The sequence below is a fragment of the Bdellovibrio sp. HCB274 genome (assembly GCF_047306075.1).
In the GTDB taxonomy this organism is placed as follows: Bacteria; Bdellovibrionota; Bdellovibrionia; order Bdellovibrionales; family Bdellovibrionaceae; genus Bdellovibrio.
Map to the genome: position 1 here is coordinate 188225 of NZ_CP178623.1, position 26688 is coordinate 214912.

28 protein-coding genes and 1 tRNA gene are annotated in these 26688 nt (G+C 44.0%); 13 read left to right on the top strand and 16 right to left on the bottom strand.

The features are described from left to right. The 4 genes from ACLWNV_RS00970 (at position 1) to ACLWNV_RS00985 (ending at position 3825) form a co-directional block, all read left to right on the top strand. Entirely contained in the window at positions 1–1098 is a 1098-nt protein-coding gene (locus tag ACLWNV_RS00970; protein WP_413586025.1) for a DUF444 family protein, read from the top strand. 73 nt (positions 1099–1171) lie between these two features. Continuing rightward, positions 1172–2698, top strand: a complete 1527-nt coding sequence (locus ACLWNV_RS00975) for a SpoVR family protein (protein WP_413586026.1) — start codon at positions 1172–1174, stop codon at positions 2696–2698. Positions 2699–2701: 3 nt separating this feature from the next. After that, positions 2702–3061 carry a translation initiation factor gene (locus ACLWNV_RS00980; protein WP_413586027.1) on the top strand — a complete coding sequence of 120 codons (360 nt, stop codon included), beginning with the start codon at positions 2702–2704 and terminating at the stop codon, positions 3059–3061. A gap of 53 nt (positions 3062–3114) precedes the next feature. After that, positions 3115–3825: a response regulator transcription factor gene (locus ACLWNV_RS00985; RefSeq protein WP_413586028.1), complete on the top strand. Its 711-nt coding sequence runs from the start codon at positions 3115–3117 to the stop codon at positions 3823–3825. A gap of 51 nt (positions 3826–3876) precedes the next feature. Here the strand turns inward: ACLWNV_RS00985 and ACLWNV_RS00990 are convergent, their stop codons facing one another. The 3 genes from ACLWNV_RS00990 to ACLWNV_RS01000 are packed head-to-tail and all read right to left on the bottom strand — an operon-like array spanning position 3877 to position 7155. Further along, the gene (locus tag ACLWNV_RS00990) at positions 3877–5112 is read right to left on the bottom strand and encodes a hypothetical protein (RefSeq protein WP_413586029.1); all 1236 of its coding nucleotides are present in this window, start codon (positions 5110–5112) and stop codon (positions 3877–3879) included. A gap of 7 nt (positions 5113–5119) precedes the next feature. Further along, entirely contained in the window at positions 5120–6049 is a 930-nt protein-coding gene (tadA, locus tag ACLWNV_RS00995) for a tRNA adenosine(34) deaminase TadA (protein WP_413586030.1), read from the bottom strand. Continuing rightward, on the bottom strand, positions 6046–7155 hold the full coding sequence (locus tag ACLWNV_RS01000; RefSeq protein ID WP_413586031.1) for a hypothetical protein: 1110 nt from the start codon (positions 7153–7155) through the stop codon (positions 6046–6048). The genes tadA and ACLWNV_RS01000 overlap by 4 nt, the downstream gene beginning before the upstream one ends. Before the next feature lie 158 nt (positions 7156–7313). Between ACLWNV_RS01000 and rpsU the strand changes: the two genes are divergently transcribed. From rpsU to rpoD, 4 genes are all read left to right on the top strand, one after another. After that, a complete protein-coding gene (rpsU, locus tag ACLWNV_RS01005; protein WP_088617237.1) occupies positions 7314–7514 on the top strand; it encodes a 30S ribosomal protein S21 in 201 nt (66 codons plus the stop codon). A gap of 82 nt (positions 7515–7596) precedes the next feature. Beyond that, a complete protein-coding gene (locus ACLWNV_RS01010; RefSeq protein ID WP_413576604.1) occupies positions 7597–8043 on the top strand; it encodes a GatB/YqeY domain-containing protein in 447 nt (148 codons plus the stop codon). Positions 8044–8149: 106 nt separating this feature from the next. After that, positions 8150–10018, top strand: coding sequence for a DNA primase (gene dnaG / locus ACLWNV_RS01015; protein ID WP_413586032.1), 1869 nt, complete (start codon positions 8150–8152; stop codon positions 10016–10018). 13 nt (positions 10019–10031) lie between these two features. Next, positions 10032–11861 carry an RNA polymerase sigma factor RpoD gene (gene rpoD / locus ACLWNV_RS01020; RefSeq protein ID WP_413586033.1) on the top strand — a complete coding sequence of 610 codons (1830 nt, stop codon included), beginning with the start codon at positions 10032–10034 and terminating at the stop codon, positions 11859–11861. Between the two features lie 79 nt (positions 11862–11940). On the opposite strand, the gene ACLWNV_RS01025 is transcribed toward rpoD, so the two are convergent. Beyond that, positions 11941–12273, bottom strand: a complete 333-nt coding sequence (locus ACLWNV_RS01025) for a hypothetical protein (RefSeq protein WP_413586034.1) — start codon at positions 12271–12273, stop codon at positions 11941–11943. A 147-nt stretch (positions 12274–12420) separates the two neighbouring features. Beyond that, entirely contained in the window at positions 12421–12864 is a 444-nt protein-coding gene (locus tag ACLWNV_RS01030; RefSeq protein WP_413586035.1) for a GFA family protein, read from the bottom strand. Positions 12865–12937: 73 nt separating this feature from the next. Here ACLWNV_RS01030 and ACLWNV_RS01035 point away from each other — a divergent pair, with 73 nt between their 5' ends. Then, positions 12938–13516 carry an AAA family ATPase gene (locus ACLWNV_RS01035; RefSeq protein WP_413586036.1) on the top strand — a complete coding sequence of 193 codons (579 nt, stop codon included), beginning with the start codon at positions 12938–12940 and terminating at the stop codon, positions 13514–13516. Positions 13517–13585: 69 nt separating this feature from the next. On the opposite strand, the gene katG is transcribed toward ACLWNV_RS01035, so the two are convergent. Beyond that, a complete protein-coding gene (katG, locus tag ACLWNV_RS01040) occupies positions 13586–15808 on the bottom strand; it encodes a catalase/peroxidase HPI (protein WP_413586037.1) in 2223 nt (740 codons plus the stop codon). A 378-nt stretch (positions 15809–16186) separates the two neighbouring features. On the opposite strand from katG, the gene ACLWNV_RS01045 reads away from it, so the two are divergent. Next, positions 16187–16822: a hypothetical protein gene (locus ACLWNV_RS01045; RefSeq protein ID WP_413586038.1), complete on the top strand. Its 636-nt coding sequence runs from the start codon at positions 16187–16189 to the stop codon at positions 16820–16822. A 69-nt stretch (positions 16823–16891) separates the two neighbouring features. Here ACLWNV_RS01045 and ACLWNV_RS01050 read toward each other — a convergent pair whose 3' ends face one another. Continuing rightward, the gene (locus ACLWNV_RS01050; protein ID WP_413586039.1) at positions 16892–17788 is read right to left on the bottom strand and encodes a polysaccharide deacetylase family protein; all 897 of its coding nucleotides are present in this window, start codon (positions 17786–17788) and stop codon (positions 16892–16894) included. 258 nt (positions 17789–18046) lie between these two features. Here ACLWNV_RS01050 and ACLWNV_RS01055 point away from each other — a divergent pair, with 258 nt between their 5' ends. The 3 genes from ACLWNV_RS01055 (at position 18047) to ACLWNV_RS01065 (ending at position 19240) form a co-directional block, all read left to right on the top strand. Beyond that, the gene (locus ACLWNV_RS01055) at positions 18047–18298 is read left to right on the top strand and encodes a recombinase family protein (RefSeq protein ID WP_413586040.1); all 252 of its coding nucleotides are present in this window, start codon (positions 18047–18049) and stop codon (positions 18296–18298) included. Between the two features lie 178 nt (positions 18299–18476). After that, the gene (locus ACLWNV_RS01060) at positions 18477–18692 is read left to right on the top strand and encodes a hypothetical protein (RefSeq protein WP_413586041.1); all 216 of its coding nucleotides are present in this window, start codon (positions 18477–18479) and stop codon (positions 18690–18692) included. Between the two features lie 59 nt (positions 18693–18751). Further along, entirely contained in the window at positions 18752–19240 is a 489-nt protein-coding gene (locus ACLWNV_RS01065) for a hypothetical protein (RefSeq protein ID WP_413586042.1), read from the top strand. A 37-nt stretch (positions 19241–19277) separates the two neighbouring features. On the opposite strand, the gene ACLWNV_RS01070 is transcribed toward ACLWNV_RS01065, so the two are convergent. The 9 genes from ACLWNV_RS01070 to ACLWNV_RS01110 form a co-directional block, all read right to left on the bottom strand. Next, positions 19278–20237 carry a hypothetical protein gene (locus tag ACLWNV_RS01070; protein ID WP_413586043.1) on the bottom strand — a complete coding sequence of 320 codons (960 nt, stop codon included), beginning with the start codon at positions 20235–20237 and terminating at the stop codon, positions 19278–19280. Positions 20238–20241: 4 nt separating this feature from the next. Continuing rightward, positions 20242–21342: a DUF3696 domain-containing protein gene (locus ACLWNV_RS01075; RefSeq protein ID WP_413586044.1), complete on the bottom strand. Its 1101-nt coding sequence runs from the start codon at positions 21340–21342 to the stop codon at positions 20242–20244. Continuing rightward, entirely contained in the window at positions 21335–22597 is a 1263-nt protein-coding gene (locus tag ACLWNV_RS01080; RefSeq protein WP_413586045.1) for a DUF262 domain-containing protein, read from the bottom strand. Before ACLWNV_RS01080 ends, ACLWNV_RS01075 begins: the two co-directional genes overlap by 8 nt. Further along, positions 22590–22820, bottom strand: coding sequence for a helix-turn-helix domain-containing protein (locus ACLWNV_RS01085; RefSeq protein ID WP_413586046.1), 231 nt, complete (start codon positions 22818–22820; stop codon positions 22590–22592). Before ACLWNV_RS01085 ends, ACLWNV_RS01080 begins: the two co-directional genes overlap by 8 nt. A 1687-nt stretch (positions 22821–24507) precedes the next feature. Next, positions 24508–24846 carry a hypothetical protein gene (locus ACLWNV_RS01090; RefSeq protein WP_413586047.1) on the bottom strand — a complete coding sequence of 113 codons (339 nt, stop codon included), beginning with the start codon at positions 24844–24846 and terminating at the stop codon, positions 24508–24510. Positions 24847–24861: 15 nt separating this feature from the next. Then, positions 24862–25149 (bottom strand): helix-turn-helix domain-containing protein, encoded by a 288-nt coding sequence (locus ACLWNV_RS01095; protein WP_413586048.1) that lies wholly within the window; start codon positions 25147–25149, stop codon positions 24862–24864. 498 nt (positions 25150–25647) lie between these two features. Further along, positions 25648–25724, bottom strand: a tRNA-Met gene (locus ACLWNV_RS01100). 62 nt (positions 25725–25786) lie between these two features. Further along, entirely contained in the window at positions 25787–26134 is a 348-nt protein-coding gene (locus ACLWNV_RS01105) for a hypothetical protein (protein ID WP_413586049.1), read from the bottom strand. 106 nt (positions 26135–26240) lie between these two features. Then, positions 26241–26621, bottom strand: a complete 381-nt coding sequence (locus tag ACLWNV_RS01110) for a hypothetical protein (protein ID WP_413586050.1) — start codon at positions 26619–26621, stop codon at positions 26241–26243. Positions 26622–26688 lie beyond the last annotated feature (67 nt).

The following is a 26688-nucleotide window of genomic DNA, read 5'->3' on the forward strand; positions in this document are numbered from 1 at the left end:
ATGGCAATACGGGAAGATCAAAACCGATTTAAAGACATCGTAAAAGGGAAGGTCAAAGAAGACCTTCGCAAATACGTGTCGCAAGGTGAAATGATAGGGAAGAGGGAGGACGAATACGTCAAAATCCCACTTCCACGCATTGATATTCCCAATTTCCGCTATGGACCAAAACAATCCGGCGGTGTGGGTCAGGGTGAAGGTCAACCCGGTCAGGATGTCGGTGATCCAGGTGAAGGCGGACAAGGTCAGGCCGGTGAAGCACCTGGCGAGCACATGGTCGAAGTGGAACTTTCCATGGAAGAGCTCGCAGAGATCCTGGGCGAAAAGCTGCAACTTCCGCGTATTGAGCCTAAAGGTCATAAGAATATTGATTCATTAAAAACGAAGTTCACAGGTATCGCTCCGGTGGGACCCGAGGGCCTTCGTCATTTTAAATCCTCGTATAAAAGTGCATTGAAACGCATGGTGGGTTCCGGGACTTACAATCCTGAGGAACCGCTGGTTCTGCCGATCAAGCGCGATATGAAATACAAATCCTTTAAAAAGGTGAATCAGCCGCAAACTCAGGCGGTCATCATTTATATGATGGACGTTTCGGGTTCAATGGGCGAGGAGCAAAAGGAAATCGTCCGACTGGAAAGCTTCTGGATTAATACGTGGTTAAAGAAGCACTATAAGGGCCTTGAGACCCGTTTCATCATTCACGATGCCGCAGCTAAAGAAGTCGACGAAGACACCTTCTTTAGAACCAGCGAGTCCGGTGGTACACTTATCAGTTCTGCCTATAAGCTTTGTCAGGAAATTATTCAGGCGGACTATCCCACGAACGAATGGAATATTTATCCTTTTCACTTCAGTGACGGAGATAACTGGAGTGGCGAGGACACGCGCCTTTGTGTGAAGTTGTTGCAGGAATTCTTCCTGCCTAACTGTAATGTCTTTGGTTATGGCCAGGTCGAAAGTAAATACGGCAGTGGACAGTTTTTAAAAGACCTACAAAAGGAATTCGGCGAGGACGAACGAATCACTCTCAGCCAAATTGAAAGCAGAGACAAGATTCTTGATTCCATCAAAGACTTCCTCGGAAAAGGCCGCTAACTAACCGAATTGGCGTTAGGAGTGGTCTTAGCAAGAAGGGCCCAGAGGCCCTTTAGAGAGTGAAGGAACTACCGTGGCAAATTTAACTCCCGAATTAGAAGCAGAACGAAAGCGCATTTGCCAGATCGCTAAAGACGCAGGTCTTGATTGTTTCGAAACTATTTTCGAACTGATTACCTATGATCAAATCTCTCAGTTCGCGGCCTACGGTGGTTTTCCAGTCAGATATCCGCACTGGAAATTCGGTATGGAGTACGAGCATCTTTCCAAGAGCTACGAATACGGTCTTTCCAAGATCTATGAAATGGTGATCAACACCGATCCTTGTTACGCGTACCTGATGGAAGGTAATGCGATGATGGATCAAAAGCTCGTGATGGCACACGTGTATGGTCACTGTGATTTCTTTAAGAATAATATCTGGTTTTCAAAAACCAATCGCAAAATGATGGACCAGATGGCGAATCACGCGACCCGAATTCGTCGCTACATGGATCGCTATGGCCAGGACACAGTCGAAAACTTTATTGATGTCTGTTTAAGTCTGGAAAATCTGATTGATCGCTACAGTCCCTATGTGGATAAGTCTGTGGCAAAATCGGAAGCTTCTCCTCCGCAGGAAAAGAATTATCTATTACGAGTCGAGCGCGATTATATGCGCGACTATATCAATCCTCCGTCATTCGTGCAGGAGCAGAAAATCAAGGCGGAACAAGAGGCCAGTGAAAAAGCGCAGCGCTTTCCACAGGAGCCCGAGAAAGACATTCTTAAATTCTTTATTCATCATGCTCCGCTGGCGGACTGGCAGGTGGATGTTCTGACGATCATTCGCGATGAAGCCTACTATTTCTCGCCGCAAGGTATGACGAAGACGATGAATGAAGGCTGGGCTTCGTACTGGCATTCCAAACTGATGACGACAAAAATTCTGGATGATTCAGAGATCATCGATTTCGCCGATCATCATGCGGGCACGATGGCGATGGCTCCGAATGGATACAATCCCTACAAAGTGGGCATTGAACTGTTCCGCGACATTGAAGAGCGTTGGAACAAGGGACAATTCGGACGTGAGTTTGAAGAGTGTGATGACGTCAAAGAGCGCAAGCACTGGGACAAGAAATTGAACCTGGGGCGGGAAAAAATATTCGAAGTGCGTAAAGTATGTAACGACGTCACTTTCATCGATCAATTTCTGACCGAGGATTTCTGTGTCAGAAACAAGCTCTTCGTTTATAAGTTCAATAAAAAGACTCAAAAGTTTGAAGTCGACACCAGCAACTTTAAAGCTATCAAAGCACAGTTGTTGTTTCATATGACGAACTTTGGGCAGCCAATCATTCGCATCGAAGATGCCAACTTCGAAAACAGAGGGGAGCTTTTGCTGACTCATCTGCACGAAGGCATCGACATGCAACCTGACTTCATGAGCGAGACCTTGAAAAATGTCTTCAAGCTTTGGAAGCGTCCGGTGAATTTGGCGACTGTTATGGATGAAACGCCACAGCTTTTCAGATTTGACGGAAAGGAGTATACCCAGCATAAACTGGGCGGAGAGGGGCCAACCCCAAATCCGGCAACTGAAGAAAGCTCTGGTTAGTTCATGAAAAATACTCGTTTGGTTTACAGCACTGATCCCAAGGACAACGTCATCTGTCCTCAATGCAAAGAGCTTAAAAGCGAATGTAAATGTCGTCCTGAGGACGATGCCTCACAAAAGTTCGTTGTTATCTTTCGGCTTGAAAAGAACGGTCGCGGTGGGAAAACTGTGACTGTGCTTGATGGCCTTCCTCGTAACGAAGATTTTCTAAAAGGTTTTGCGAAAGAATTAAAAGCCAAGTGTGGAGTCGGCGGCTCGCATTCTATCGGAGAAAAATTCGGCTTGGTGGAAATTCAGGGAGATAAGCGAGAAGCCGTCAAAAAAATTTTACAAGCCAAAGGAATTCCATTCAAAGGAATGTAGTTTCTAGACCTTCGGGTCCTTGTATTTTTGTTCGATAAACGTATTCTGTTTATATGCAGAATTATGGAACTAACATGAACGTAGGGGTCACCTTGGCTGCGAAAAAAATTGTCATTGTAGATGACTATGAAGAAAGCTGTAAGCTTTTGGCAGAAATTCTAAGCTCAACCTATGATTGCAAATACACGTCAGACAGCACAGCAGCGATGCAACTCATTAACGAACAAAGACCTGATTTGATCCTTCTGGATTATAAAATGCCTGGCATGTTGGGTGTTGATGTTTGCCGTGAAGTTCGTGAGCAAGCCGAGATCAAAAATACTCCTATTATCTTTGTTTCGGGTGCAGCGACGATCGATGAAAGAATCAAAGCTTTTGAAACTGGTGCAAATGATTTTATCTCCAAGCCATTTCACGTGAAAGAGCTGATTCTTAGAATCAAGGCTCGTTTGGCTGAAAAAGAGCCTGAAGTAACAGCAGAGCTGGTTGCTGGAAATCTAAGAATGAATTTGTTGTCCCGCCAAATCTTCATCGAGAGCGAAGAAGTAAGCCTGACGCCAAAGCAATTTGATATTCTTAAAATGCTGGTTGCTGATAAAAACAATCTGGTCACTCGCGAAAAGTGCCTGAATGAAATTTGGGGTGATTCTGATGTTACTTCCCGTAACGTTGACTCCCAGATCAACTATCTTAAGCGCAAGATCGCAAAGTTCAACGGGCGCATCGTGGCAGTACCGTCACTGGGTTATCGCCTGGAAGCTTAGATTTTATATTAAATTAAAAATGAAAAAGGCGGATGTTGAATCCGCCTTTTTTTATTTTACCAGGTTCTTTGCTTCCTTGTGGCACTCCGACAAGTACTTATTGAATGTTTCAAAAGCTTTTGCATCCACCTTATATATGGCCAGGTGATGCTGGAAAAGATGAGTGTTGATTTCCGGATGCTTGGCGATGTTCTTTTTCGCTCTTTTTAGTAAATCCGGATCCGAAGTCAGGCGTTTTGAAAAAGACTCCATGAAAGCTTCATCCTGGAATTTTTCATAACTGGTAAAGCCCTGATCCTTTAAATCCAGATCGTTGATGATCCCATCGCGACCCTCTTTGATTTGCTTGTCCATCTCTGCTGTGTACTCCGGAAACAGATAGGTCTTGGAGTTTTGAACGGCGTGCAAAATCTTAAGAACGATTTCAGCAGCGACCTCAGTGCTGATTTGGCGGGGCTTGCCCTCTTCATCCAGCAAAAGCAGATTATTGAAAATATCTTCCGGAGTTTCCGCGTGAGCGGGAGGTACTTCCGCCAATGTTTTCATAATTTCTGCAGAGGAAATAAGAACTTCAAAGCGAAGACTCGCCTGAAGGATTTCTTTCGCATCCAGGCCCAAAACCTGTTCTTTTAAAGCTTTAAGGCGCATCTTTTCGTGCTTCTTGATTCGACGCATATTCATCGACTTCAAAGTTTCGATGGATTTTTCCAGCCAACCCGCACCGATATTATTTAAGGCAATTGGGCCTTTACACTGTGCTGTTGTTAAAGCAATACGTACCAGGTTTTCGGCATTCTTAAAGTTTCCCTGACGACGAACCTGGGCGTTCGTGATGTCAAAAGACTCAATAGCGCCCTGCCAGTTTACGTTGGCAACTCCACTTGCGGAGTAGGCGTTGCAACCTTGTAGAAACAAATCCGAAAGCTTTAGAAATTTCTTGGCTGTTTGTGCGGAAGTTGATGATTTCTGAAATACAGCGAGTTGGGAAAAGAACTGACGACTTCCTTGAGACGGAATGATGATCTTTTCGGTTTCTGGCAACGTAGCATTCAGCTTCGCTGAAATTTCAATCAGGGACTTGTTGCTGCTTGGTTGATTCAGTTCAGATTTTTGCGGAGACAGAGTGATTGCAGGTTTGGTATCAGCTTCCGCGGTCGCAGCCGGTTGCGCCGGGGGAGTAGTTGTTGCAGGAACTGCCTCTGTCGCTGTGACAGTTGCCGTTGCTGCCGGAGTTGGGCTTTCAGTCGGAGAAGCTGCCAGTGCTGCAGTGATAAGTAGAGTAAGCATAAGCCTCCTAAAGTTTCATTTTTCGCGCAGTTTTGGTGAGCTTTTGCACGGCCCACAGAATATCTTTATGGTATCCAAAGACCTGATCAATGTCCTTGAGATCTAACCAGGCAACGCCGCGATGATAGGCGGCATCCTTGACGGGGCGAACTTCGTGCCAAGGTTCATCCAGGGTGGCCAGGTAAAAAAACGTGTCACAAGGTTGGTTCTTGCCGTTCCAGTCGAAATCGTATTTGCGGCGGAACTCAGTTTCAGCAAACACTTTGATTTTGTAGTCGGTTTCTTCGTGGGTTTCGCGGACGGCTGTTTGGTGTGGCGCTTCGCCAGCATCGATTTTCCCACCCGGTAAGAAAAAATACTTTTTTCTGGAGACCGGATCTTCAGCGTGAAAGCCCAGAATTTTATTTTTATAAATGACTACGGTTGAAGCCCGGTGACGATAGACTTTATCAGCTTTCATCTGTTTTTGTTCGTCACGGCGGTTCTGGAAAAAATCACTGATCAGCTGTGAGCATTCCTGCTCAAGCACGCCTGTGGTAACCGCGACCTGATGATTTAATCTGGAATCGCTTAAAACCTGATACAGGCTTTCAACCGCGCCGCCCTTGGAGTCTTTCGCCGCATATACCACACGGCCCACGCGTGCTTGCTGAATTGCACCAGCACACATCACGCAAGGTTCAAGCGTCACGTACAGCGTGCAGTCTTCCAGTCGCCAGCTTGCAAGTTTTTTAGCGGCTCGGTGCAGACATAATAATTCCGCATGGCCCAGGGGAGTATGAAGAGTCTCGCGAACATTCGCTGCCTGCGAAAGAAGTTCGCCGGTCGGAGAAATCAGAACGGCACCGATAGGTACTTCGCCGTTCTTTCCGGCTTTTTGCGCAAGTTTAAAAGCTTTGCGCATCCATTTTTTATCTTGGGCTTCACGATTCATCATCGTGAATATTTTAGATCACCCTCTAAGAAAAGCTCAATCCAATTATTTTTCTTTTTCATCTGTGTCCAGCGCCATTCGTGGAAATAAATTGCTCTTCCTGTGCTGACGCGAAACTTAAGTGCGAATTCGGGTCTGGTCATGACATAAAAAGCCATGCTCTCCGCAAAATCGTCCCAGGGATTTGTTGCCGCGTATGCTGAAACAAAGTCAGTTTGATCAAACTGCTGATAAAACTCGTCCATGTCAGAAAGCTTCAGGGTTTCTTTGCAGCGGTAAAAACAAAGTTTGCTGTAAAGCGGAAACATATTCTTTTCATTGGGCTGGGAAGCATTTTTCCAGCTTAAGTAGCCCCAGGAGTCTTCGACTGGATACTGATGCTTTGAGTATTCGATGCCTTCTTGTTCAGTCGTTGGAATCTTTTTGCAATCGAAGTTGTCTGCGCCAGGTTTACAAACAAAGTTGTTCACGTTGTTGCTGAAGTCCAGAAGATGGGCAAGTTCGTGAATCACCACATATTCCAAAGTTTCCACCGGGGACTTGCTGCGCATAGAAACGCGGGGCCCTTTTTTTCCAACTTCATAGCGTGGCGCTTGAATACCAAAAACCTTTTGCTCTTTCCAGCCAAACACGGCGTCAGCTGAAGGAATCTCCGTCACCAATGACGCAGAAAATGCCATAAACGATTTTGGTGTTGGCGTGTCCTGATCAGTGAAACCTGCCATCGCCAATGAAAACATTTCGTCAGCAACAAGGATGATTGGAACGTTACACATCATCTTTTGGAAATGATGCGGAAGGCGCTGATAAACGGTGCGAAGGTTTTGATAAACCTCTGCCGGAGTTTCCAGACATTTGACGTCTTCATCCTCCAGGTTTTTTACGTGGCAAACAGCCTTTGCGATGCTCTCTTCGCAGGCGTCAGCCGCGGGAAAGCTCCATAGGGCGGAGGGGTTATTTTCAGCAGCTTTCATTGCTGGGGGAGTGCCAATGACGAAATCATGAGCAAGGTGAGTGCCCCAAGTGACCTGAGTCGTCGTCAAATTAGGGTGAGCTGATGCTACGGATGTTCCAAATAAAGCCAATGAAATTAGATAGATAAGTTTCATAGGGCGGAAGCTAAACACAGTTCGATGGGGTGGTCATCAGGGAAACTTTATAATGCCACGCATTAAGACCTCGAGAGGTTGCCCCTGTGTTGCCTCTTTGTTATACACTCTCATTCTTATTTCTCTCTTTCGTCCACATGGGAAGGCAGGTGATTGTCGTGGCAATGGTTAAAATCAAAGACGGTGAGTCTTTTGAATCAGCGTTCCGTAAATTCAAAAAATCTTGCGAAAAAGCAGGTATTCTTTCTGAAGTTAAAAAACGCGAACACTTTGAAAAGCCTTCTGTAAGACTTAAAAAGAAATCTATCGCAGCTCGTAAGCGCGCTGTTAAGAAATCTCGTAAAGGTTGGGGCGAATAGTTCTTAATTGAATTATAGTTTCTTACTCACAAGAGGCGACCCACAAAGTCGCCTTTTGTCATAATCACCATAGGGAGTTTTCATGGAAATCAGAGACAAAATCATGGCTGATGTTAAAGCCGCAATGATCGCAAAAGAATCACTTAAGCTGACAGCACTTCGTGGCCTGCAAGCTGCGATCAAAAATCGTGAAATCGATATGCGCCCAGACGCAATCACTCCGGAAGAAGTGATCAACGTCGTTAAAAAACTAGTTAAACAACGTAAAGAATCCATCGATCAATTTTCACAAGCGGGTCGTCAGGACCTGGTTGACCAGGAATCTGCTGAGTTGAAAGTGTTGGAAGTTTATTTGCCAGCTCAAATGGGTCGCGAACAAATCGAAGCACTTGTTGTTGAAGTGATCGCTGCCACTGGCGCGAAAACTGTTAAAGACATGGGCCCGGTGATGAAAGAAGTTATCGCTCGTGCCAATGGCGCTGCTGACAACAAAATCGTAAGCGAAGTAATCAAAGCCAAGCTTGCCTAGTATCCCAGTTTTTTCCTCGGAAAAATTGGACCTTGCCTAAAGCCTGAGGGGACTCATGTTCAGAGAGTCCCTGAGGGTCAAAACTGAACGAAACTTTGGAAGGTACATGCGTTTTTCCCAAGACTTTATTGAGAGAGTGTCAGAGGGTAATAACCTCGTCGATATCATCTCCCAATATACACAGCTAAAACAGAGCGGCAGTGGCCTTATGGGTCGTTGTCCGTTTCCAGACCACGCTGAAAAAACAGCGTCGTTCTCTGTTTCAGAAGTGAAGCAGGTCTACCACTGCTTTGGTTGTCATAAGAGTGGTAACTTGTTTTCGTTTCTGCGCGATTATCAGGGCATGAGTTTCCCTGAGGCTGTTGAATACCTTGCAAACCGCGCCAGCATTCCAATTCCCGCACCAGAAACCCATGATCCTCAACGTGATCAGGCCTCTGATAAAAAGAAGTCGTTGTTAAAAGTAAATAAGCTCGCTGCTGATTATTTTTCAGAGCAACTTCGCCGCGTTTCTAATGATCATCCGGTTAAGCGTTATATCGCCAGCCGTGGCCTGTCCCAGGAAGTGATCGACACCTTCGGTATTGGTTATGCCATTGCTGAATGGGACGGTTTGGAGCGCGTTTTACAGGGCAAACAGGTGCCGATGGCCCTGGCGGAAGAAGCGCGTCTGGTAAAAGCCCGTAATGGCAAACCAGGCTACTTCGATATTTTCCGCGACCGCCTGATGTTCCCGATCTTTTCTCCAATGGGTGAGCCCATTGCTTTCGGTGGACGTTACTTAGAGAAAAAAGAAACTGAACCCAAGTATCTGAATTCTCCCGAGACGCCGGTATTTATTAAAGGCCGTGTTCTGTACGGACTTTCGCAAACCGCGCGCTATATTCGCTCTGAAGACCAGGCCCTTATTGTCGAGGGATACATGGATCTTGTTTCCTTGTTCCAGGCAGGTATCCGCAATTCTGTGGCGACCATGGGAACAGCGCTGACTCCAGAGCACGGTAAGATGCTAAAGCGCATGACCCGCAATGTGGTGGCGCTGTTTGATGGTGACTCCGCGGGGATGGAAGCAGCTGAACGCAGTCTTCCGATTTTGCTTTCAGCGGATTTGTATCCAAAAGGTCTGACGTTACCCAATAGCATGGACCCAGATGATTACGTGAAGAAGTACGGAGCTGACGCCTTAAAGGCCGAGCTGGATCGCGCTCCTGACTTGTTTATGCTGATTCTGACCCGTTGGATGGAGGGTTACCGTGGTGACGCTCCAGAAAAGGTGAAGCTTGCGGATAAACTAAAGCCGCTGTTTGAGGTCATCCCAGATCAGCGTCTGCGCGATTTGTACTTGGCTGAGGCCGCTCAAAAGATGAGTGTGACCCTGCCGTGGCTTCGTCAGGCTGTGGGATTACAAAGCAGTGGCCCTGTATATTCGCAGAACAGAAGCTCTTTCTCTAGGACGGTGCAGCCAAATCAAGGGGCTCAGCAGACTAACCAAACTGCAGCACCTCAAGCGTCTGACTCAGTGGAAGGTGGCAAAATCACCCTCAAAGGAGCCTCAAAAGCTGAAGCAGTGCTATTAGGATTGGTACTCAAAAGTCGTGCCAATTTCGAGCTGTTTGTGAATGAAAATGGGTTAGCAAGTATCGCTCATCCAGGAGTGAAAAAGATCCTGGAAAAAGCGACTGATGTGTATAGACAAGACTTAAATAAGTTTGATAAATTGACCAGTCTCCTTGTCTCCTATGTAGATCATCCGGAATTATTATTTGTAGAGGCACCAGCCACTGAAGGTGACCCCGGATTTGATGAAGAAGCTGAGGCGAAGCTTCTGCGCGATTGCTTTAAGCGCGTGCGCGACAATTTCTTGCGCGATCAAGCAAAGCAGTTGGCTCTGGAATTAAAGTCCGAGCCAAGCTCTGAAAAGTTGGAACAGATTATGAAGGCACACAGAGATCGACTATCTCTGAATAAAGGATAAAGGCGGGTCATTGATGAAACAAAACCTACCAAACAAACAAGAGAAAGAGCCCGTAAAGGTTCTTTCTTTGCAGGAACAGGAAGCTCTGGTTAAAGAAGAAATCCAGAAATTCCTGAAGCTTGCGAAGGAAAAGGGTGCGTTGACGATCGAAGAGATCAACGACCTTCTTCCACCTGAAATCATTGCCCCAGCTGCATTGGACCAGTTCATGCATGGCCTAGAGGCCGCGGGTGTAGTTATTTCAGACTTGTCTGAAACTTCGAAAGAAGAAGAGGGTGAAGGAAACTTCCTGGAAAGCCCTGATTCTGAGGACGAAGAAGTAGATGAAGAAGAAAAAGCAGAAAGCGAAGACGTTAAGGGTAACGACCCCGTTCGCTTGTATTTGCGTAAAATGGGTTCCGTATCTCTACTAACTCGTGAGGGTGAGGTTGAGATTGCCCGTCGTATTGAAAAAGGGGAGCGTGAAATCGTTCGTGCGATCCTTTTGTCACCTCTGGGTACATACGAGATCATTCAACTTGGTAAGCGTCTTGATGAAGGCCGTATCAAAGTTAAATCGATCTTCCGTGGTCTTGAGGATGAAGAAACTCAATACGATGAAAAGGAATACATCGATAAAATTCACGAATTGATCGGTAAAGTTACGGAGTACCAAAAGGCAGCCGTAAAACAGTTCGAAGTTCTTCGTAGAGAAGAAACAAACACGCCAGCTCGTCAGGCAGCAATGAAAGAACTTGTTGCGATGAATGACACGCTAATGGCTGTGTTCGAGTCTGTGAACTTTAACCGTAAAACGATCAACCGTGTTGTGATCAAGTTCAAAAACCTGGTGAACCGTATCGGTACTCTTCGTCGTCGTATCAAAGACGGTGTTGAGCGTACGTTCTCCAAAGACGTTGCATCCATGATGGAACGTATGAAGCTCGTGGAGAGCAACGAAAAAGAACTGACACGCATGACTCGTGATACAGGTCTTAACTATCAAAAATTCAGATCTTATGTGTTGCAGGCTCAGGAAGCAGAAGTCCGTATTAAACGTTTGGACTCTGAAACTGAGATGAATCACACATGGGTTAAGGAAACATACACAGCTATCTGGAAAGGTGAGCGTGAGGCCGATGCAGCGAAATCTGAATTGGTTGAAGCGAATCTACGTCTGGTTGTATCTATCGCTAAGAAGTACACAAACCGCGGTCTTCAATTCCTGGATTTGATCCAGGAAGGTAACATCGGTTTGATGAAAGCGGTTGATAAGTTCGAATATCGTCGTGGTTATAAATTCTCGACATATGCGACTTGGTGGATCCGTCAGGCGATCACTCGTGCTATTGCCGATCAGGCGCGTACGATCCGTATCCCTGTTCATATGATTGAAACTATCAATAAGCTTGTTCGTACATCCCGCTACTTGATTCAAGAGCTTGGTCGTGAACCAACTCCGGAAGAGATCGCAGATAAAATGGATATGCCGGTAGATAAAGTTCGTAAAGTTCTTAAAATCGCAAAAGAACCAATCTCTTTGGAAACTCCAGTGGGTGAAGAAGAAGATTCGCACTTGGGCGACTTTATCGAGGACAAAAAAGTTATCAACCCTGCAGAGGCGATTGTTAACTTGAACCTGGCTGAACAAACACGCCGTGTTCTTGCGACTTTGACTCCAAGAGAAGAAAAAGTTCTTCGTATGCGTTTCGGTATCGGCGAAGAAGCCGACCATACTTTGGAAGAAGTAGGTCAGGACTTCAACGTTACTCGTGAGCGTATCCGTCAGATCGAGGCGAAAGCTCTTCGTAAGCTTCGTCATCCTTCTCGCAGCAACAAGTTGAAAGCTTTCGTAGACAGCTAGATCTTGTTTGTAAAAGACAAAAACAAAAGGGCTTCCTGATGAGGGAAGCCCTTTTTTTATGCTTTAAAATCAAAAAATACTATTCGATCACGATTCGGTTGGCTTCGATTCCCTGCAGAACTGCTGTGAAGTGGGACTTAAGCACCTTGTCTTCGGCAACCGTCTGGCAGAACAAGAAGGTCAGTTGCAATTGCTCTTTCGGAGTCAGCTTAAACAGAATCCATACAAAGGGAAGCGTCCCAAAAGTGAAGTGTCGTTTCTTATCAAACACGAATTTCACAAAAGTTTTTGATACTTGTAATTGGGTAGCACAATGTTGAAGAGAGAAAGTTTGCTTCTTTGCTTTCGACTCCATGTACTTCGTTTTTAAAAAATCTCTGTAGTCCGAGAATGACTCGATCTTAACCGACAATCAGACCTCCTCAATATAGGATACTTATGCATATCTTTTTGGATATTGATTTTGGAGTCGATTTAAAAAAACCGTATTCTTAATGAATACGGTTACCGCTGATAACCAGTTTTTTTTGTAAGGCAATATTCTGGGTAATTAAGAAAACTAAAGATGGCCGGTGTACTCGGGAATATGAAACCAGTCGTTGTCCCGACCGTTCATGTATCTGATTGGTGCCGACATTACTTCTTTGAAATCTGTTTCGTCTAAAGTTGGAATTGAAATCGAAACGTATTCACCACCGATCTCGGGTATGTTTCCTAGCGAGAACAGTCGGGTACCACAGTTTTTGCAAAACATGTGGTGATTCGTATAAGGCGCCATCGGGTCGCCAATCTTGAAATTTTGAACTCCCGATTTAGAGTAGTCCGACAGCGAATCCTCTCCCGATAGAAGCTTAAAGTTCTCCGGTTTGGTTTGGATGCTCCAATTGCGGGTTTTCGTGCAGAAAGAGCAGTTGCAGCGTCCAGTCCCCTTAGAGAAATCAAGCAGAGCTTCGTACGTTATCTTCTGACAATGGCAACTTCCGTGAAAGGTCTTGGCTGACATAGGGACTCCTTGTTGGTGATGACTTATTGTGACCTCCTGGGGCACAATGGTTCAAGAAAGAAGGGTGGACGTTGTGAGCAAAGTTAAGAAAATCGTGCTAACCGGAGCGCCCTCATCGGGAAAAAGTTCGGCACTTGTTGCGATCGAGCAGCTGAATTTGCCACACGTGGCACTAGTGCCAGAGAGTGCCGTGGTATTGTTAAAAGGGGGCTTTCCGGCTCCGGCCCATGATGACCTTGAGCAGATCAGGGCATTTCAAAAATCCATATTGGTAGTCCAGGAAAACCTGGAAGACATTTGCATGCGCCGAACGCCGAATGCGACACATATGATTCTGGATCGGGCAAAACTCGATGGTGCGGCTTTTTGGCCCCCTGGTGTTGTTGACTATTTAAGTAATTTTCCTGTTCAGGTCGATGAGGAACTGGCGAAGTATGACCATGTGATTTTCCTGGATATGCCTCCTCAGGAATTTTTTGGCGGAGTCAATCAGGCGCGTTTTCATAACTTTGAACAAAGCATGGAAAGTCAGCAGCGTTTGTTGCAGGTCTGGGGAAAGCATAAAAGCTTTACGCGAATTGCTGCAGAAAAAGATTTCGGTAAGAAGACCGAGAATATCTTGGCAGCACTGAAAAAGCTGGGAGCATTGTAAAGAATTTTTGATCAGGTCAGAAAGTAGGAAGCCACCCATAAGGTGGCTTCTTTAATTTTACCGAACTTCTTATTTCAGATCGAAGCGATCCAAGTTCATAACTTTGTTCCATGCAGTCACAAAGTCTTTTGCAAACTTCTGTTTGCCGTCATTAGAAGCGTAAACTTCTGCAACCGCGCGAAGCTCTGAATGAGAACCAAAGATCAAATCAACAGGTGTTGCTGTCCATTTAACCGTGTTCGTTTTGCGATCCAAGCCTTCATACAAACCTTCCGTAGTGGATTTTTGCCATTTCACTGACATATCCATAAGGTTCACGAAGAAGTCATTGGATAGAGTGCCTGGTTTAGCAGTGAAGACACCAGTTTTCGAGTGGTCCCAGTTCACATCAAGAACGCGCATACCGCCCAAAAGAACTGTCATTTCTGGAACAGTCAAAGTTAGTAGGTTTGCACGATCAACCAATGCTTCTGCAGGGGAAAGGTAGTTGCCTTCGCCATAGAAGTTACGGAATGCATCTGCGCGTGGCTCAAGGTTCGCGAAAGAAGCGACATCTGTTTGTTCCTGAGTCGCATCAACGCGTCCTGCCTGGAAGGGAACAGTCACAGACAATCCACCGGCTTTTGCAGCTTGTTCGATACCGACGTTACCGCCCAGTACGATTAAGTCAGCGACAGAAACTTTTTTGCCGCCTTTATTGAAATCCTTTTGAATGGATTCGTATTTAGCAAGAATCGGAGCAAGTTCTGCCGGAGCATTCACTTTCCAGTCTTTCATTGGTGACAAACGAAGACGGGCACCATTTGCGCCACCGCGCATATCAGTTCCACGGTAGTAAGCCGCAGAAGACCAAGCTGTGCGAATCAAATCAGAATTCTTAATACCAGATGCAGAGATTTTCTTTTTCAATGCAGCGACGTCACCTGCGGAAATTTTCTTACCAGTTGCAGCTGGAAGAGGATCCTGCCAAGTGAAGATTTCTTTCGGAGCTTCAGCGCCGATGTAACGGGCGCGAGGACCCATATCACGGTGAGTAAGCTTGAACCATGCGCGACCAAATGCCGCTTCGAACTCTTTAGGATTATCCAGGAATTTTTTGGAAATCTTATTGAACGCCGGATCCATTTTCAAAGACAAATCTGTTGTGAACATGATCGGTGCGTGACGTTTGTCAGCTACGTGTGCGTCTGGAACCATAGTGGCTGCAGCGCCTTTTTTCGGAATCCACTGAGTGGCACCCGCCGGGCTTTTCGTTTGCTCCCAATCGAATTGGAAAAGATTTGCCAGGAACATCATCGAGAACTGAGTCGGCGTAGGAGTCCATGCACCTTCAAGTCCGCTGGTTACAGCATCTTTACCAACGCCTGTTCCACATTTGTTCTTCCAGCCCAAACCTTGTTCTTCAATCGGTGCGCCAGATGGATCAGCGCCCACGCATTTTTCTGGTTTATGAGCACCGTGTGCTTTACCGAAAGAGTGACCACCCGCGATCAATGCCACGATTTCTTCATCGTCCATCGCCATACGACCGAATGCCTGACGGATATCAGCTGCTGCTGCAATTGGATCTGGTTTGCCGTTTGGACCTTCAGGATTTACATAGATCAAACCCATTTGCATTGCTGCGACTGGCTTTTTATCAAGTTTGCCGTCAGCTGTGCGGCGTTTGTCGCCTCCCATCCATTTAGTTTCAGTTCCCCAGAAAACCAAATCTGGTTCCCATTGATCTTCACGACCACCGGCGAAACCGATAGTTTTGAAACCCATGGATTCCAAAGATACGTTGCCTGTTAAGATCATCAAATCTGCCCAGGAAATTTTCTTTCCGTATTTTTGTTTTACCGGCCACAAAAGACGGCGAGCTTTATCCAGGTTGGCATTGTCGGGCCAGCTGTTCAGCGGCTCGAAACGTTGTTGGCCACTGCCACCACCACCACGGCCATCACCTACACGGTATGTACCGGCACTGTGCCACGCCATACGAATGAAGAATGGACCGTAGTGTCCATAATCCGCAGGCCACCAGTCTTGGGATGTAGTTAAAACTTTTGCGATATCTTTTTTTACTTCAGCAAGATTCAGGGATTTGAATTCTTTTGCATAGTCGAATCCTTTGTCCATTGGGTCGGATTCAGTTGCATGCTGGCGAAGCGGGGAAAGATCCAATCTTTCAGGCCACCAGAATTTATTGTTGGGAGCTTGCTCCACAGCATCTTTACCTTCAGCGAAAGCAGTACCGGCACTTAAACTTAGTGCAAGCAAAGCAACGCCAAGAAATGGTTTCTTAAACACGATAGTTCTCCTTTGTATCGTTCGTTTTTGTTTAAACGTGTGAGGTCCATTTTTCGTGTTTAATAACAATAAGTGAAATTGATAGTTCCTATTGCAATGATAGACAAAACCTATGGTCAAAAATGCAGCGTGAATTTGTCGACGCATTCATGAAGTGTTTGGAGTGAGTTTTTCGAACGCTGAAGAATGAAACTGCGTATTAACTAGTTTATATTTATAGGATTAACAGAAACTCATGCAACCGTATCACAATGAAACAGGTGTTGCGGAAAACACCCGTATAAACTTGATAAATTCGAGTTGAGCTAATGTGAACAAAATATTTAACCGATAATTAACACGTACCCAAAAGTATAATAACGAAGGAGCAGTACGTTTATGGTTAATCCTTTACTTAAATCAGTCATGATTTTTGGTCTAGTAACAGCACTAGTAGCCTGCGAAGCCACCGAAGAAACCCCCAGCACAGGCACAAGCTTCACCTTCGCCGGATTGGCAAAAACCTGGAACAGCGGCTGTATCACTGCCACTGATGGCATCGTTACGAACGCGAATCGCACAAGCATCGAATTAAGATTATACGCCGACGGAACATTCACACAAAACCAGTACTGGTTTACAGGCGGAAGCTGCATCAACTACGCAATCGTCTATAGTTCCGAAGGATCATTTACAATCGGCTCCGAATCCGCAGGAGTATATCCCTTAGCCTTCACAGTCACAGCTTCAAGAATGATGGCCTGGAACGAAACAGTCCAATCTTACGTAAACTCAGGTTGCGGCGGCACAACTCCATACCAAAGCACACCAAGCGCAACGGATAACGGTAAATGGAAATCCACCTACATGATGTCCTGCTTCGCAATGCCACTACCAAACAGCGGCAACAAATTCGTAGATAACATAGGCTCACTAAGCGGCGGCATACTATCCCTAGGCCAATCCCAAAACGGAGTGCCAGGCGTATTCCAAGGCGGCTCAGTACCAACCTCAACAACATTGTCCTTCTACTAGTACAATAAAAGTTCGGAAGTATTAAAAAAGGCAGGATCTTCTTCCTGCCCTTGTTATTTCAGCAACTATTTACAATCCCAGTTTATCCATCTCATCTTTTTCGTACACGGAATCTTCCGCAGGATACCTTAATGATTTATCGCCCATTTGTTTCGCTAGGGCCCATACGATACTTTCTCCGGCAGGTATATTATCAGATGAGCGGCTATAGGTTGGATCCATAAATGCATTTTCTGCATCTATTACCTTCCAACCCTTCTCCTGATACATTTTTAAAAGATCATCAAGAAAAAGTGCAGTAGTTAGATTGTGGTGTAAGAGTAGCGTATGCTTAATATCGTGATTTAACGTTTTTCTCGCCAATTTTGAGTAGTATTCAGAACGATCCCAAATATGTTTCAGATAAAAGTTTTTATACTTTTCCAGATTTACAGACTCGCCTTTTTTTAATTTTTCAACCAGACGCATATTGATGTACCAATCAGATGCATCAATCGAGACATGTCCATTGCTATAGCCATTGTTCTTTAGAAAACTACGGAGTGTATCTCTCTTCTCTAGGGTTTCACCCTCTTTAAGGTAGGGAAAACGAAAGATTTTTTTAAATGTAGCGAACGGTTTTAATTTATTCTCGGCCGCGATGATATCAGCGCTAAATTCTGCTGGAGTCTTGTCGTTATACTTCCAATGATTTTCAGTGTGATTTCCAATAACATGTCCGCTCGATGACCATTCTTTGACGGCCTCAACGGCTTTTGAGTCATTAAGATATTTTGTTGTTACGAATCCAGCAGCTTTAATCTTATGCTTCTTCAAAGCAGCCAATATCGCAGCATTCCTTTTTAAAGGTTCCATTCCTATTTCACTGGATAGATTAAAATCATCTACTGTGATGGAAACTTGACTGGCGACTGCTGGTGTTGAAAGAAAAACGACGAAGATGGCTAAAAGAAATAACTGGAGCATATGCTTCTCCGGAGGTGAATAATTCGAATCGAAAATGGAGGACTTTTGCTGGCGCAAAAGTGGTAGCCCATGGGGCGGGCAAGACCGCAGATTTATCCTCTACGAAAATCCAAATGATTTCAAGGGTTCAGTATCTTCCACTTGTAAAGCAGGGGAGTTTCCTCCGCGCCAAATATGAAGTGGAAAGGCTTTCTCCCAGAGAAATTGCCGCTCTTACTTTTTCCTCCAGATCGACAATTATGAAATACCTCGAAACTCATGGAATCGCTTTGCGCGAAGAGGATAAATTTCTGTGGAACTCTTCCTTTCGGCAAGCACTGGAAAGACAGACAGATTGCCTTGAACATCCGCGAACAAAATATAATCAACAAGGTCAAGGAGTTGAGAGACCAAGGACTGTCATTTGAAAAAATCGCAAGCATCATGAATACAATGGGTATAAAGACCAAAACAGGAAAAACCAAATGGTACGCAAAAACGACTAGAGATATCATCGTAAGAAATTCCTGAAGATTTTAGGCGGCTCGTCCTTCCGACTCTTTTGTCTTCTATATAAATCTAACGCCTGCTTCAAATTTTGGGTCGAGATGAGAGAATAGCTTCTCTAGGGTGGCCAGACGGGGCATCGTGATTTCTTTTTCAATAAATAGAGCGATGGGCGCTTTTAAAGCAGGTCAGAAAAAACCAAATGGAAGTGGCAGAAGAAAAGGAACTCCTAATAAAAATACTCAGCATCAACCTTACTTGGAGCTTCTCCATGCTGGATGATGCAGGTCCATTCGGATGGCATCGATGCGATGAAATAAGCTTGGAAAGTGGTGCCAAGGACAAAGAACCAACTATAAAAGTGGGCAAATCAGCGAAGAGCATAAGATTCTTGGGGCTGACGAAGTATGGCGTGTAAATTTGGATAGAAATCTTTCGGCAAAGATTACTTCTCTATCTCGAAACTTCACTCGTTCTATGAATGAGCTACATCTTGAATCGATTAGGAATTACCTCGCAGCTAGAAAAAAACACGGCAATAGACGACGGCCACGAATTCCGACCCTCGTAGCTAGGCGCATCATTGATCTTTTGGAAGACTGTAAAGGCAATAAGCTCCAGGCATCACGAGTGTCCGCGATCATGCGTCCCGAAAACGAACTCGACTTAATGGTACGGAATATTAACAAGAATATGCGAAACCGTGCGATCAAGCCCCTTAAGGTTGAGCTTTCTAAAAACATAAAAATGTTAAACGAGAGGGGTCTGTCTTTAGGTCGAAAGCGCGAAGTTAAAAAAGAAGTTACTAAATTGAGAAGGGAGATCAAGCGTCTTTCCACATTCGAAGTTCGCTGGAATCCATTCAATGTATCCAGAGAAATGGACGCCAATTATCAATGGATCAGAACTATGAAAGCTCACCTCAAAAGATCTATTATGGCAGAAGGCAGGCCCAAAATTAAATAAACCTACCCTAGAGAGAGAACACAAGTTCTTAAATTTATCAGCTACACTTCAATTTAGGACCTATATAACCAATAAATATCTTTTTTTGATCTGGTAGAGGGTAAAAGTGAATTCGCCCAGGACCTGGAGTTATCCTCGCATGGAGTTCGCAGAGTTTATAACTTCCGCTATCGTCAGGAAACTTACGTAACTCTCCATATGCTTGCATAGTACTTAGAGACTCTGGAGAGATATTTGGAATATCGCTTAAGATCGTACAAGGACCACTGCTCCATGTTTGGCAGTAGTTATTGATTTCATTCAACCTCATCATTGCCTGTTGAAAAAACTGTTGTTGAGGGGTTGTGTATCCCGCCAGTTGATCTTTCACCTCTGGTGAGAAAGTAAGATGTGGATAGACATCTCCTTTACGAGCCCAAAAATCTTCTATAGTAGCGAACCTTCTCAGGTGTATCTGTTGAATTTTAGTCCTGTTGGCCTGAAATGACTGCAAGGTTGAAAAATTAATTAAAGTGCTCGTGTGTTGAACAATTTCAGGGTTGCCCTGGTCTCCCGTCTTAAGTTGCTCAACCTCAATATCCAAAAGGGGGACATCCCACTTGGGATCAGTATTGAAGCTAATTACTGGATTGTCGGTGAGATAACTAACGGTCACCCCATCGCCATGAGTTCGATATACTTTTACGGACGTTTCCTTAATGTCTTCACAAAGAGGGTCCGGCAGTTCCTTTAGAAGAGGGTTCTTCGTCAACAAAGTATGGATATACAGTCTTTTCTCTCGATTGATGCTCTGATCAGCAGCCCAGTTAGAAATATAGTATCCGGATGATAATTCGATCTGATTAATTTTGACATGAGTCCTGACATTCGGCTTTACGCCAGAACTTCTCGATGCCATTACTACATCGATAAACACATCCATTATGGCATGGGCATCTCCTGGCGTAGGAAACAGCTCCCTAATAGAAAGTTCATTCAAAATATATTCGAGTTGCATAGTGCTAAATCAACGCCTCAAGTGACTTCTCCCACTCATCAAAGAAGCCCTCAGGCCAGTAATCAATTCTACCGTCTTGATCGATATTAATGTTAACTACGCGAGAAGACATTAGTGATTGATCATACTCAAAGAAGTTAACGGAAATGTCTTCGCTTTTAATTTCGCCCCTTTTGGCTGCTACACGAAGGCCATTCAAAAAATGATCACTGTGGGACTCTACGATAATCTGAATTCCGTTTGTCGCCGCCAACGCCATTAGTTGGGCAAGCATAAATTGACCCTTCGGATGCAAATGAGCTTCTGGGTTTTCGATGAGCAAAAGAGAACCAGGATCCGATGACAAAATTGCGACCAATACTGGGAGAATAAATGTAATTCCAAAGCCTACATTTGTTGGGCGATGATTTTTACTCACACGAGTTCCTCTAGAAAACGAATATTCCAAGTTCACTAAGTTCATGCCAGGGTGCGGGGTTACCGTGAGCCTTGTACCGGGACTAATCGCTCCAAGCCATGCTTCCACATTGGCTAATAAAGTATCACTGATATCTGAGGAAAACTTCAACGCCTTGATTTTAAGAGGACTTGAACCAAATGAAGCCAAAAAATGTGGCGAATATTCACCTCTAATACCTAGTTGTCTATGCTGTACCACGTGGAAGTCAGACATAGCAAAAGACAGACGCGGCCCTGTTCTTTCTGCTGAAAGGTAGTGAAAATTATCAGAAAATAAATTCGAAGTAAAAAAAGACTTCTCCGCAATTTCTTTCTTTAAAGGTAAGACATCCGATGACTGGTTATAATTAAAAAGAAATCTGCCGGTTAAACCACCCTTATAAGTAACTTTGAGACCGATCTCTTCTTCATCCGTATATTCAAAAAGAACATCATTTGCTGCTCCCAAGCTTACAAGATCCCCGTTTAAAGATAGGCCAGTGTCCGGAAGAAGATTCTGCAAATGAGACTGTCGAAGTGCCAATAAAGATTGAATGAACGTGGACTTGCCCATTCCATTAATTCCGGAAAGTAAAGTAATTGGTTTAACTATAAGAGTTTGATCCCTAAAGCATTTAAAATTTTTTAATCTAATTTGTTCAATCATTGATAATTCCTCTTATTAAATTCTCAATTGCGAAAAAACGATGCTGAACTTTTCTAACATCACCAGTGCCTGTACTGATAGATGAGTTAAATTCTTCGTCATTACTTAGTTTTAAAAATCTACTTTTTAAAGTCTTCTTCTTTTCAACCAATGCCCTTGCCTCACTATGAGATAGCTTAGCTAGAGTGGATGATATCGTTTCAAATAGTGCTTTGTTAATTTGAGCCTTCGGAATCGGTTTTCTGAATGCCGTTTTTCCAAAAAGCTCAAAAGCCAAATGCATTGAGAAATCAAATTTCTCCGCCACCCGGTCTTGCTCCCAGCGTGATTTTGTAGACAACTTCTCCAATGAATCACTTAAAAATCGATCCATATCTTTGGTACGATATGTTTGATAATCTTCAAGATAAAAAGCAATGAACCGTGTAGCACATTCCTTATCTGCCATTCTTAAGCTACTAATTCCATTATCTGTAGCTCTTTTGAAGCTTTCATAAGAAACCATTTTATCCAACAGCTGTGTAATTGAGCCTTGAAATATGGCTTGCCTAATTTCTTGTGCAACTAAAGTAGTTCCACCTGTATTAATTCTCTCATAAATACTTTGTTTAACTCTTTTTGGTGTCCCTTTTTCAATAAGATAAAGACTGATATAAGATTCTAAGAATCTACGTTGTAGGTTTCTTGGAAGATCGTCAAATCCTCTTCCTTCCAGTTCGGGCATAAACTCTAACTCTTGTAGCTTTAATACCTTATCAACCGCGAATGATTTAAACGCCGTAAGTCTTTGGACACCATCAATTACGTCCCACTGATCCTCGTTCGAGTTATCCATATAAAAAACTGGCAGCGGAATCTTAATTAAAACTGACTCAATTAGACGACTCTGTGCTCGCTTATTCCAGATCGCAGCTGCACGCTGAAATCCAGGAGTAAAGTTAATTGCATTTTCTTGAATGCGCTTGATTAACAGATCAACAGGGTATTGGCGAAAAGCGACGCGAATTGTAGAGGGATCATAACCTAACTCCGAGTAGATTGGTTCAGGCCCATATGGCCCCTCTTCATTATCAACCTCGATCTCTGCTTCCAAGCCCGTATCTGTTTGGGTTGGGAAAAAGGACAAGATTTCATTGTAAAGTTGAGTGTCGCTCTTCAATGACTTTAGCTGAGCCAATACCTGATCTTTCGAAATCGGTTTTTGCTTTTTACTACTGGCTTTTTTTGAGGTTTTTGAAACGCCTTTCTTAGCCATTAGCTTTCCTTTGTTGTTCGATGATAAGTTCATAAATTTCAATTAACTTTCTCACTGGCCCGGGAATTCTTCTATCACCATTTTCCCAATGATTTATAGCTCCGGGAGTAACGTAAAGTTCGGCAGCAAGACGTCTTTGAGTCATGCCCAGCTTACTTCGAATCGATTTCAACCGATCAGGGTAATCATCCTTAATTTTCTGTTCCTTATTCTTTATAGGCATATGATTTATTTAAATTCTTTTTGCTTACAATGTAAACTTAAATCATACCCGGGTAAGCCTTGCGGTTTTCTTTGTTTACAATGTAAGCAAAGAAAAATAGGCATATTACTTAATTAAATAAGCGATTTTACAAGTATTCCATGCTTTTTAGATAAATTATTGCATTTCCGCAACAAATTACCCGGGTAAGGAAAGTCGGGCTTTTATAACTAATTTAGCATCACCTCAAGAAAAAACTCGAAAACTCTATACTCGGGAATACTGCCGGGGCACTGTGATCTGCCCCTCTTGTATTGTTGGCTCTAGAACATCTTCAGAACTCGTTAGAGCTCTTTCAGTTAAACTATCCTCATCATATCTTTTGTCCCGCTGGGTCCTACCTTTATCAGCGAACTATATGGCATGGCCGCTATTTTTTCAAAAAATTATCCAATAAAAACAAATACTTATGAATTTGATTCGAATTTTTAACAAGTAAATAGGAAGAGCACCGCCTTCGAGATATTCGATCGCCATATATTACTCGAGAGCCTTCGAAGGGATGAGACGTAATCTTTACTAGACGGTATGAATTTGCCAGAGATGACCGGGAAAATATCCAATTCCGTATCCTATTTCGTACCCCCTTCTTTGAATGCTTATAAGGGAAAGGGCTGGTGACAGAAAAATTCTATTTACTCGAGCCTTATTAAAAACAGGGGTCCTTCATGAAGCATATTACAGAACATAGAAGGTTTAACCATTTACCTAAACGATGTAGGAACCGCAGACTACATCATCATTTGAAATTTTAATCTGCGAAACCGAAAGAGGTGAGTTATGGCCAAAAAGCCAACCACTGCATACCAGAAGCGTAGCCGTAAAAAAGCTACAGAATATCAACCCCTACCGAAGCAGTCAGGCTGGAAAATCCTGCTTAATCTAATCAAGTGGATTGTTTGGTTATGGAACTTGCTGAACCCACATACCCCACTGTTGCCGTACCTGTGGGATTTAATCACGAATTGGTTCTGGTTTTTTCTTTGATCGAATTTGGAAACTGTAGAACTAAGCAAACTCAGTTTCCCTGATCGGCCAAACAGAATCAAGAGTGAAGTGAGAGAAGGCTGAAAAATTCAAATCTCCGTGAGACGTCCGCGGAGTGTGAATTTTGCTAGCCACTTAAACTCAAAGTTTTAACTTTGGGAAGGGAGTTCTTTTGTCTAAAGTAATCCAAAAAATGGGGCTTCCGCTAAAATAGATTTAAGAATTACGTCCCGAATGAATCTAGAGACTAAAAAGGTTTAACTGAATGAGTTCATGGCTGCCAGAAATAGACTGAATTCATTCTACTGATTCCAAAGATATGAAGGAAGGCCGACACTTATTTCGTAACAAAAAAACAATAAATCCGAATCTTACGAAAGACTATTTAGTTTTTCGATATGCACTTATAACGTACCGATCCCACGTCATGGCTTGAATATTCAAATGACTTGCCCTCTTTTTCACAGTCCTTTTTAGCTTCCTCTATGGCCTTCTCTGCGTAAGTAACGGAAAAACCTGGCCCACACCACATTCCGCCCAGCATACTCCTGAACCCGGTAACCGATTCATTTTTCTTATCTCCCGCAGGACGAGTTGCGCAGCTAATTATGAGCGATGTAAGGCTAATGAATAGCATGAAGATGAATTTCATTTTTAATCCTCAAAAGCTCATGCCGTATGGATTGCAAGATCGATCCGAGACATATCCAGGCCCAGGCGCATAAATGACCCGTTCATTTTTAATCAAAAAATAGTGATTTTGATATCCTACATATCCACCAAAACCATTCCTAGCCCACGCTGTGTTCGAACGACCCGAGAATTTATACTGAGCACTAGACGGATCTTTTAAAATCGTGGACATGAAATCTTTAACAACTTTCTCCTCATTTGACGGAGCCGAACCATAATCAGCATCCATAAGTTGCTGGCTAGTTGGTTGCGTTGCACAGCTAGTGAAAAATAAGCCAAGAAAAAGCACCACAATTTTTTTATCCACGCAATAGCCCGTCGATCATCGTTTAATTCGTCTCAGTACAACTTCAAAAACACCCGCATTGATCTCATCTTCAAATTTTTCAATTTTGTCGCGATCAGCTTTTGCCCTAATGCCGAAGCAAAGATAATCCAAATCAACTTCGAGATAATCGGCTACAGACTTCAGCTGTCGAATGCTTTTCGGTTCTACCCCATGAAGCCAACCATGTAGTGTCTGAACGGGCACCTTTGCACCTCTCGATAGACATGCAACAGTAAGACCTTTTTCCTTGATGAGTTTTCGCAAAATTGATTTTAATTCCACAGCCTATCCTCAATGCGAATCATGCAAGATTGCAGGCCTATTTCGTCCCAGAATATATAAATCCTTCCAACCATAGAAAAAGTTATGGTTGGCCGTACTTTCACAAGACGTTTGATTGAGTTCAAGTAGCCTCCTATTTCGATCAAACGCTCAATGAAATCGAACAGCTAAATAGGAAGAAACAGGTGAGGGTACATAGGCCCAAAATTCACACAATAGTCACACGCGATTGCGATGCGATGGCGAGCTAAGTTAACGAACGTTCGCAGATCCCCCCTGGGTATCTTTGAGGCGGATTAGACAGATGCTTGTAGCAATCGTTACGACTGCTACAGCGCCTGATACAAATCTCTATCAACTGCCGTTATTTCGCGGGTTCTTGCGGGATATTGGAAAAGATGAAGCAAGAAGCCTTTATTGGCTCAATCTGTTGTTATTGTTTTATTTATTTTAAATTACTTCTGAAACGACAAAGCCACCGAAAGGTGGCTTCGAATTTGGTAGGGGGCGAGGGACTTGAACCCCCGATCCCAGTGTTATGAGCACCGTGCTTTAACCAACTAAGCTAGCCCCCCACTTTAGGAGATTTGAACCTATCAAACTCCTTGGGGAATGGCAAAAGCGCGGCGCGTAAGTGTTAGTGGGTTGGGCGGTCTTCGCGGTTTTTCTTACTGGTAGGTGCGATTTGTTCAGGAACTACCCCGTGTGCGCCTACGGAACCGACGATAATTTCTGGGGTGGTCATTCCAATATGGCTGAAGTGGACTTTGCGAAAGTCCGCTGCCAGATGAATAGACTCTCTTAAGCCTTCTTCATCCCGGAACACACAAACGCCAATGCCCTGACCATCAGGAGTGGTGATCCAGTCATAGGAAATGAAACCCTCCATCTGTTCCAGCAAAGGTACAAACATGTCCTGAAGCTTTTCGGATATTTCCTGAATGTACACGGGACTAAATCGGTAAGTACGTACAGACGCATACATAAGCACCACCTCTAACTCTATTCCATGGGAATCCCGGTAATATGTGTAGGGGGAGGCTTGGGAGTTGTGTAAAAACAAAGAATGGCGTGAATCTTAAATTTGGAAACTAGTGTTTATAGCACTTAAATTCTGAATACGGTGGGTTGTCGAGTTCCACGCTTGTCGTGGGATCGACGACTGCCAGGCCTAAGCTGACCATTTTGTTACGATAGAGGTAAGTGCGGTACTGCGACCACGGGGAATCCACTTCGAATTTGAATTTTGTGGAGCTGACGGATTTCCACGGATTTTTGCGAACGTCATTTCCTGGGTGAGTAACAGTTAACTGTGATTTAAAAAGAGTTCCGTGATTATAAGTGACATGCCACTGGAATGCGAACTCGGATGTTTTCCCGAAACAGCGATAAGTCATTTGATCAGAGGCTGGAGCGGCTTGTGCTACAAGAGCAAAAATTGAAGTCAAAATAAATGCGGCTAAGTATTTCATAAAATCCTCGCACGAATCATTGCGCGGCTTTGTTTCCCAGACAAGTCTCAAAGTTTCCAGTCTCATT

Coding starts and splice junctions, on each gene's coding strand:
- ACLWNV_RS01070 (WP_413586043.1), bottom strand. CDS start 20,237: ATGCAACTCGAATATATTTTGAATGAACTTTCTATTAGGGAGCTGTTT.
- rpoD (WP_413586033.1), top strand. CDS start 10,032: ATGAAACAAAACCTACCAAACAAACAAGAGAAAGAGCCCGTAAAGGTT.
- ACLWNV_RS01065 (WP_413586042.1), top strand. CDS start 18,752: ATGAATGAGCTACATCTTGAATCGATTAGGAATTACCTCGCAGCTAGA.
- ACLWNV_RS01060 (WP_413586041.1), top strand. CDS start 18,477: ATGGAAGTGGCAGAAGAAAAGGAACTCCTAATAAAAATACTCAGCATC.
- ACLWNV_RS01110 (WP_413586050.1), bottom strand. CDS start 26,621: ATGAAATACTTAGCCGCATTTATTTTGACTTCAATTTTTGCTCTTGTA.
- ACLWNV_RS01055 (WP_413586040.1), top strand. CDS start 18,047: ATGGAATCGCTTTGCGCGAAGAGGATAAATTTCTGTGGAACTCTTCCT.
- ACLWNV_RS00970 (WP_413586025.1), top strand. CDS start 1: ATGGCAATACGGGAAGATCAAAACCGATTTAAAGACATCGTAAAAGGG.
- ACLWNV_RS01085 (WP_413586046.1), bottom strand. CDS start 22,820: ATGCCTATAAAGAATAAGGAACAGAAAATTAAGGATGATTACCCTGAT.
- ACLWNV_RS01010 (WP_413576604.1), top strand. CDS start 7,597: ATGGAAATCAGAGACAAAATCATGGCTGATGTTAAAGCCGCAATGATC.
- ACLWNV_RS01105 (WP_413586049.1), bottom strand. CDS start 26,134: ATGTATGCGTCTGTACGTACTTACCGATTTAGTCCCGTGTACATTCAG.
- ACLWNV_RS01080 (WP_413586045.1), bottom strand. CDS start 22,597: ATGGCTAAGAAAGGCGTTTCAAAAACCTCAAAAAAAGCCAGTAGTAAA.
- ACLWNV_RS01045 (WP_413586038.1), top strand. CDS start 16,187: ATGGTTAATCCTTTACTTAAATCAGTCATGATTTTTGGTCTAGTAACA.
- ACLWNV_RS00980 (WP_413586027.1), top strand. CDS start 2,702: ATGAAAAATACTCGTTTGGTTTACAGCACTGATCCCAAGGACAACGTC.
- tadA (WP_413586030.1), bottom strand. CDS start 6,049: ATGATGAATCGTGAAGCCCAAGATAAAAAATGGATGCGCAAAGCTTTT.
- ACLWNV_RS01075 (WP_413586044.1), bottom strand. CDS start 21,342: ATGATTGAACAAATTAGATTAAAAAATTTTAAATGCTTTAGGGATCAA.
- ACLWNV_RS00990 (WP_413586029.1), bottom strand. CDS start 5,112: ATGCTTACTCTACTTATCACTGCAGCACTGGCAGCTTCTCCGACTGAA.
- ACLWNV_RS00985 (WP_413586028.1), top strand. CDS start 3,115: ATGCAGAATTATGGAACTAACATGAACGTAGGGGTCACCTTGGCTGCG.
- ACLWNV_RS01030 (WP_413586035.1), bottom strand. CDS start 12,864: ATGTCAGCCAAGACCTTTCACGGAAGTTGCCATTGTCAGAAGATAACG.
- dnaG (WP_413586032.1), top strand. CDS start 8,150: ATGCGTTTTTCCCAAGACTTTATTGAGAGAGTGTCAGAGGGTAATAAC.
- ACLWNV_RS01000 (WP_413586031.1), bottom strand. CDS start 7,155: ATGAAACTTATCTATCTAATTTCATTGGCTTTATTTGGAACATCCGTA.
- ACLWNV_RS01050 (WP_413586039.1), bottom strand. CDS start 17,788: ATGCTCCAGTTATTTCTTTTAGCCATCTTCGTCGTTTTTCTTTCAACA.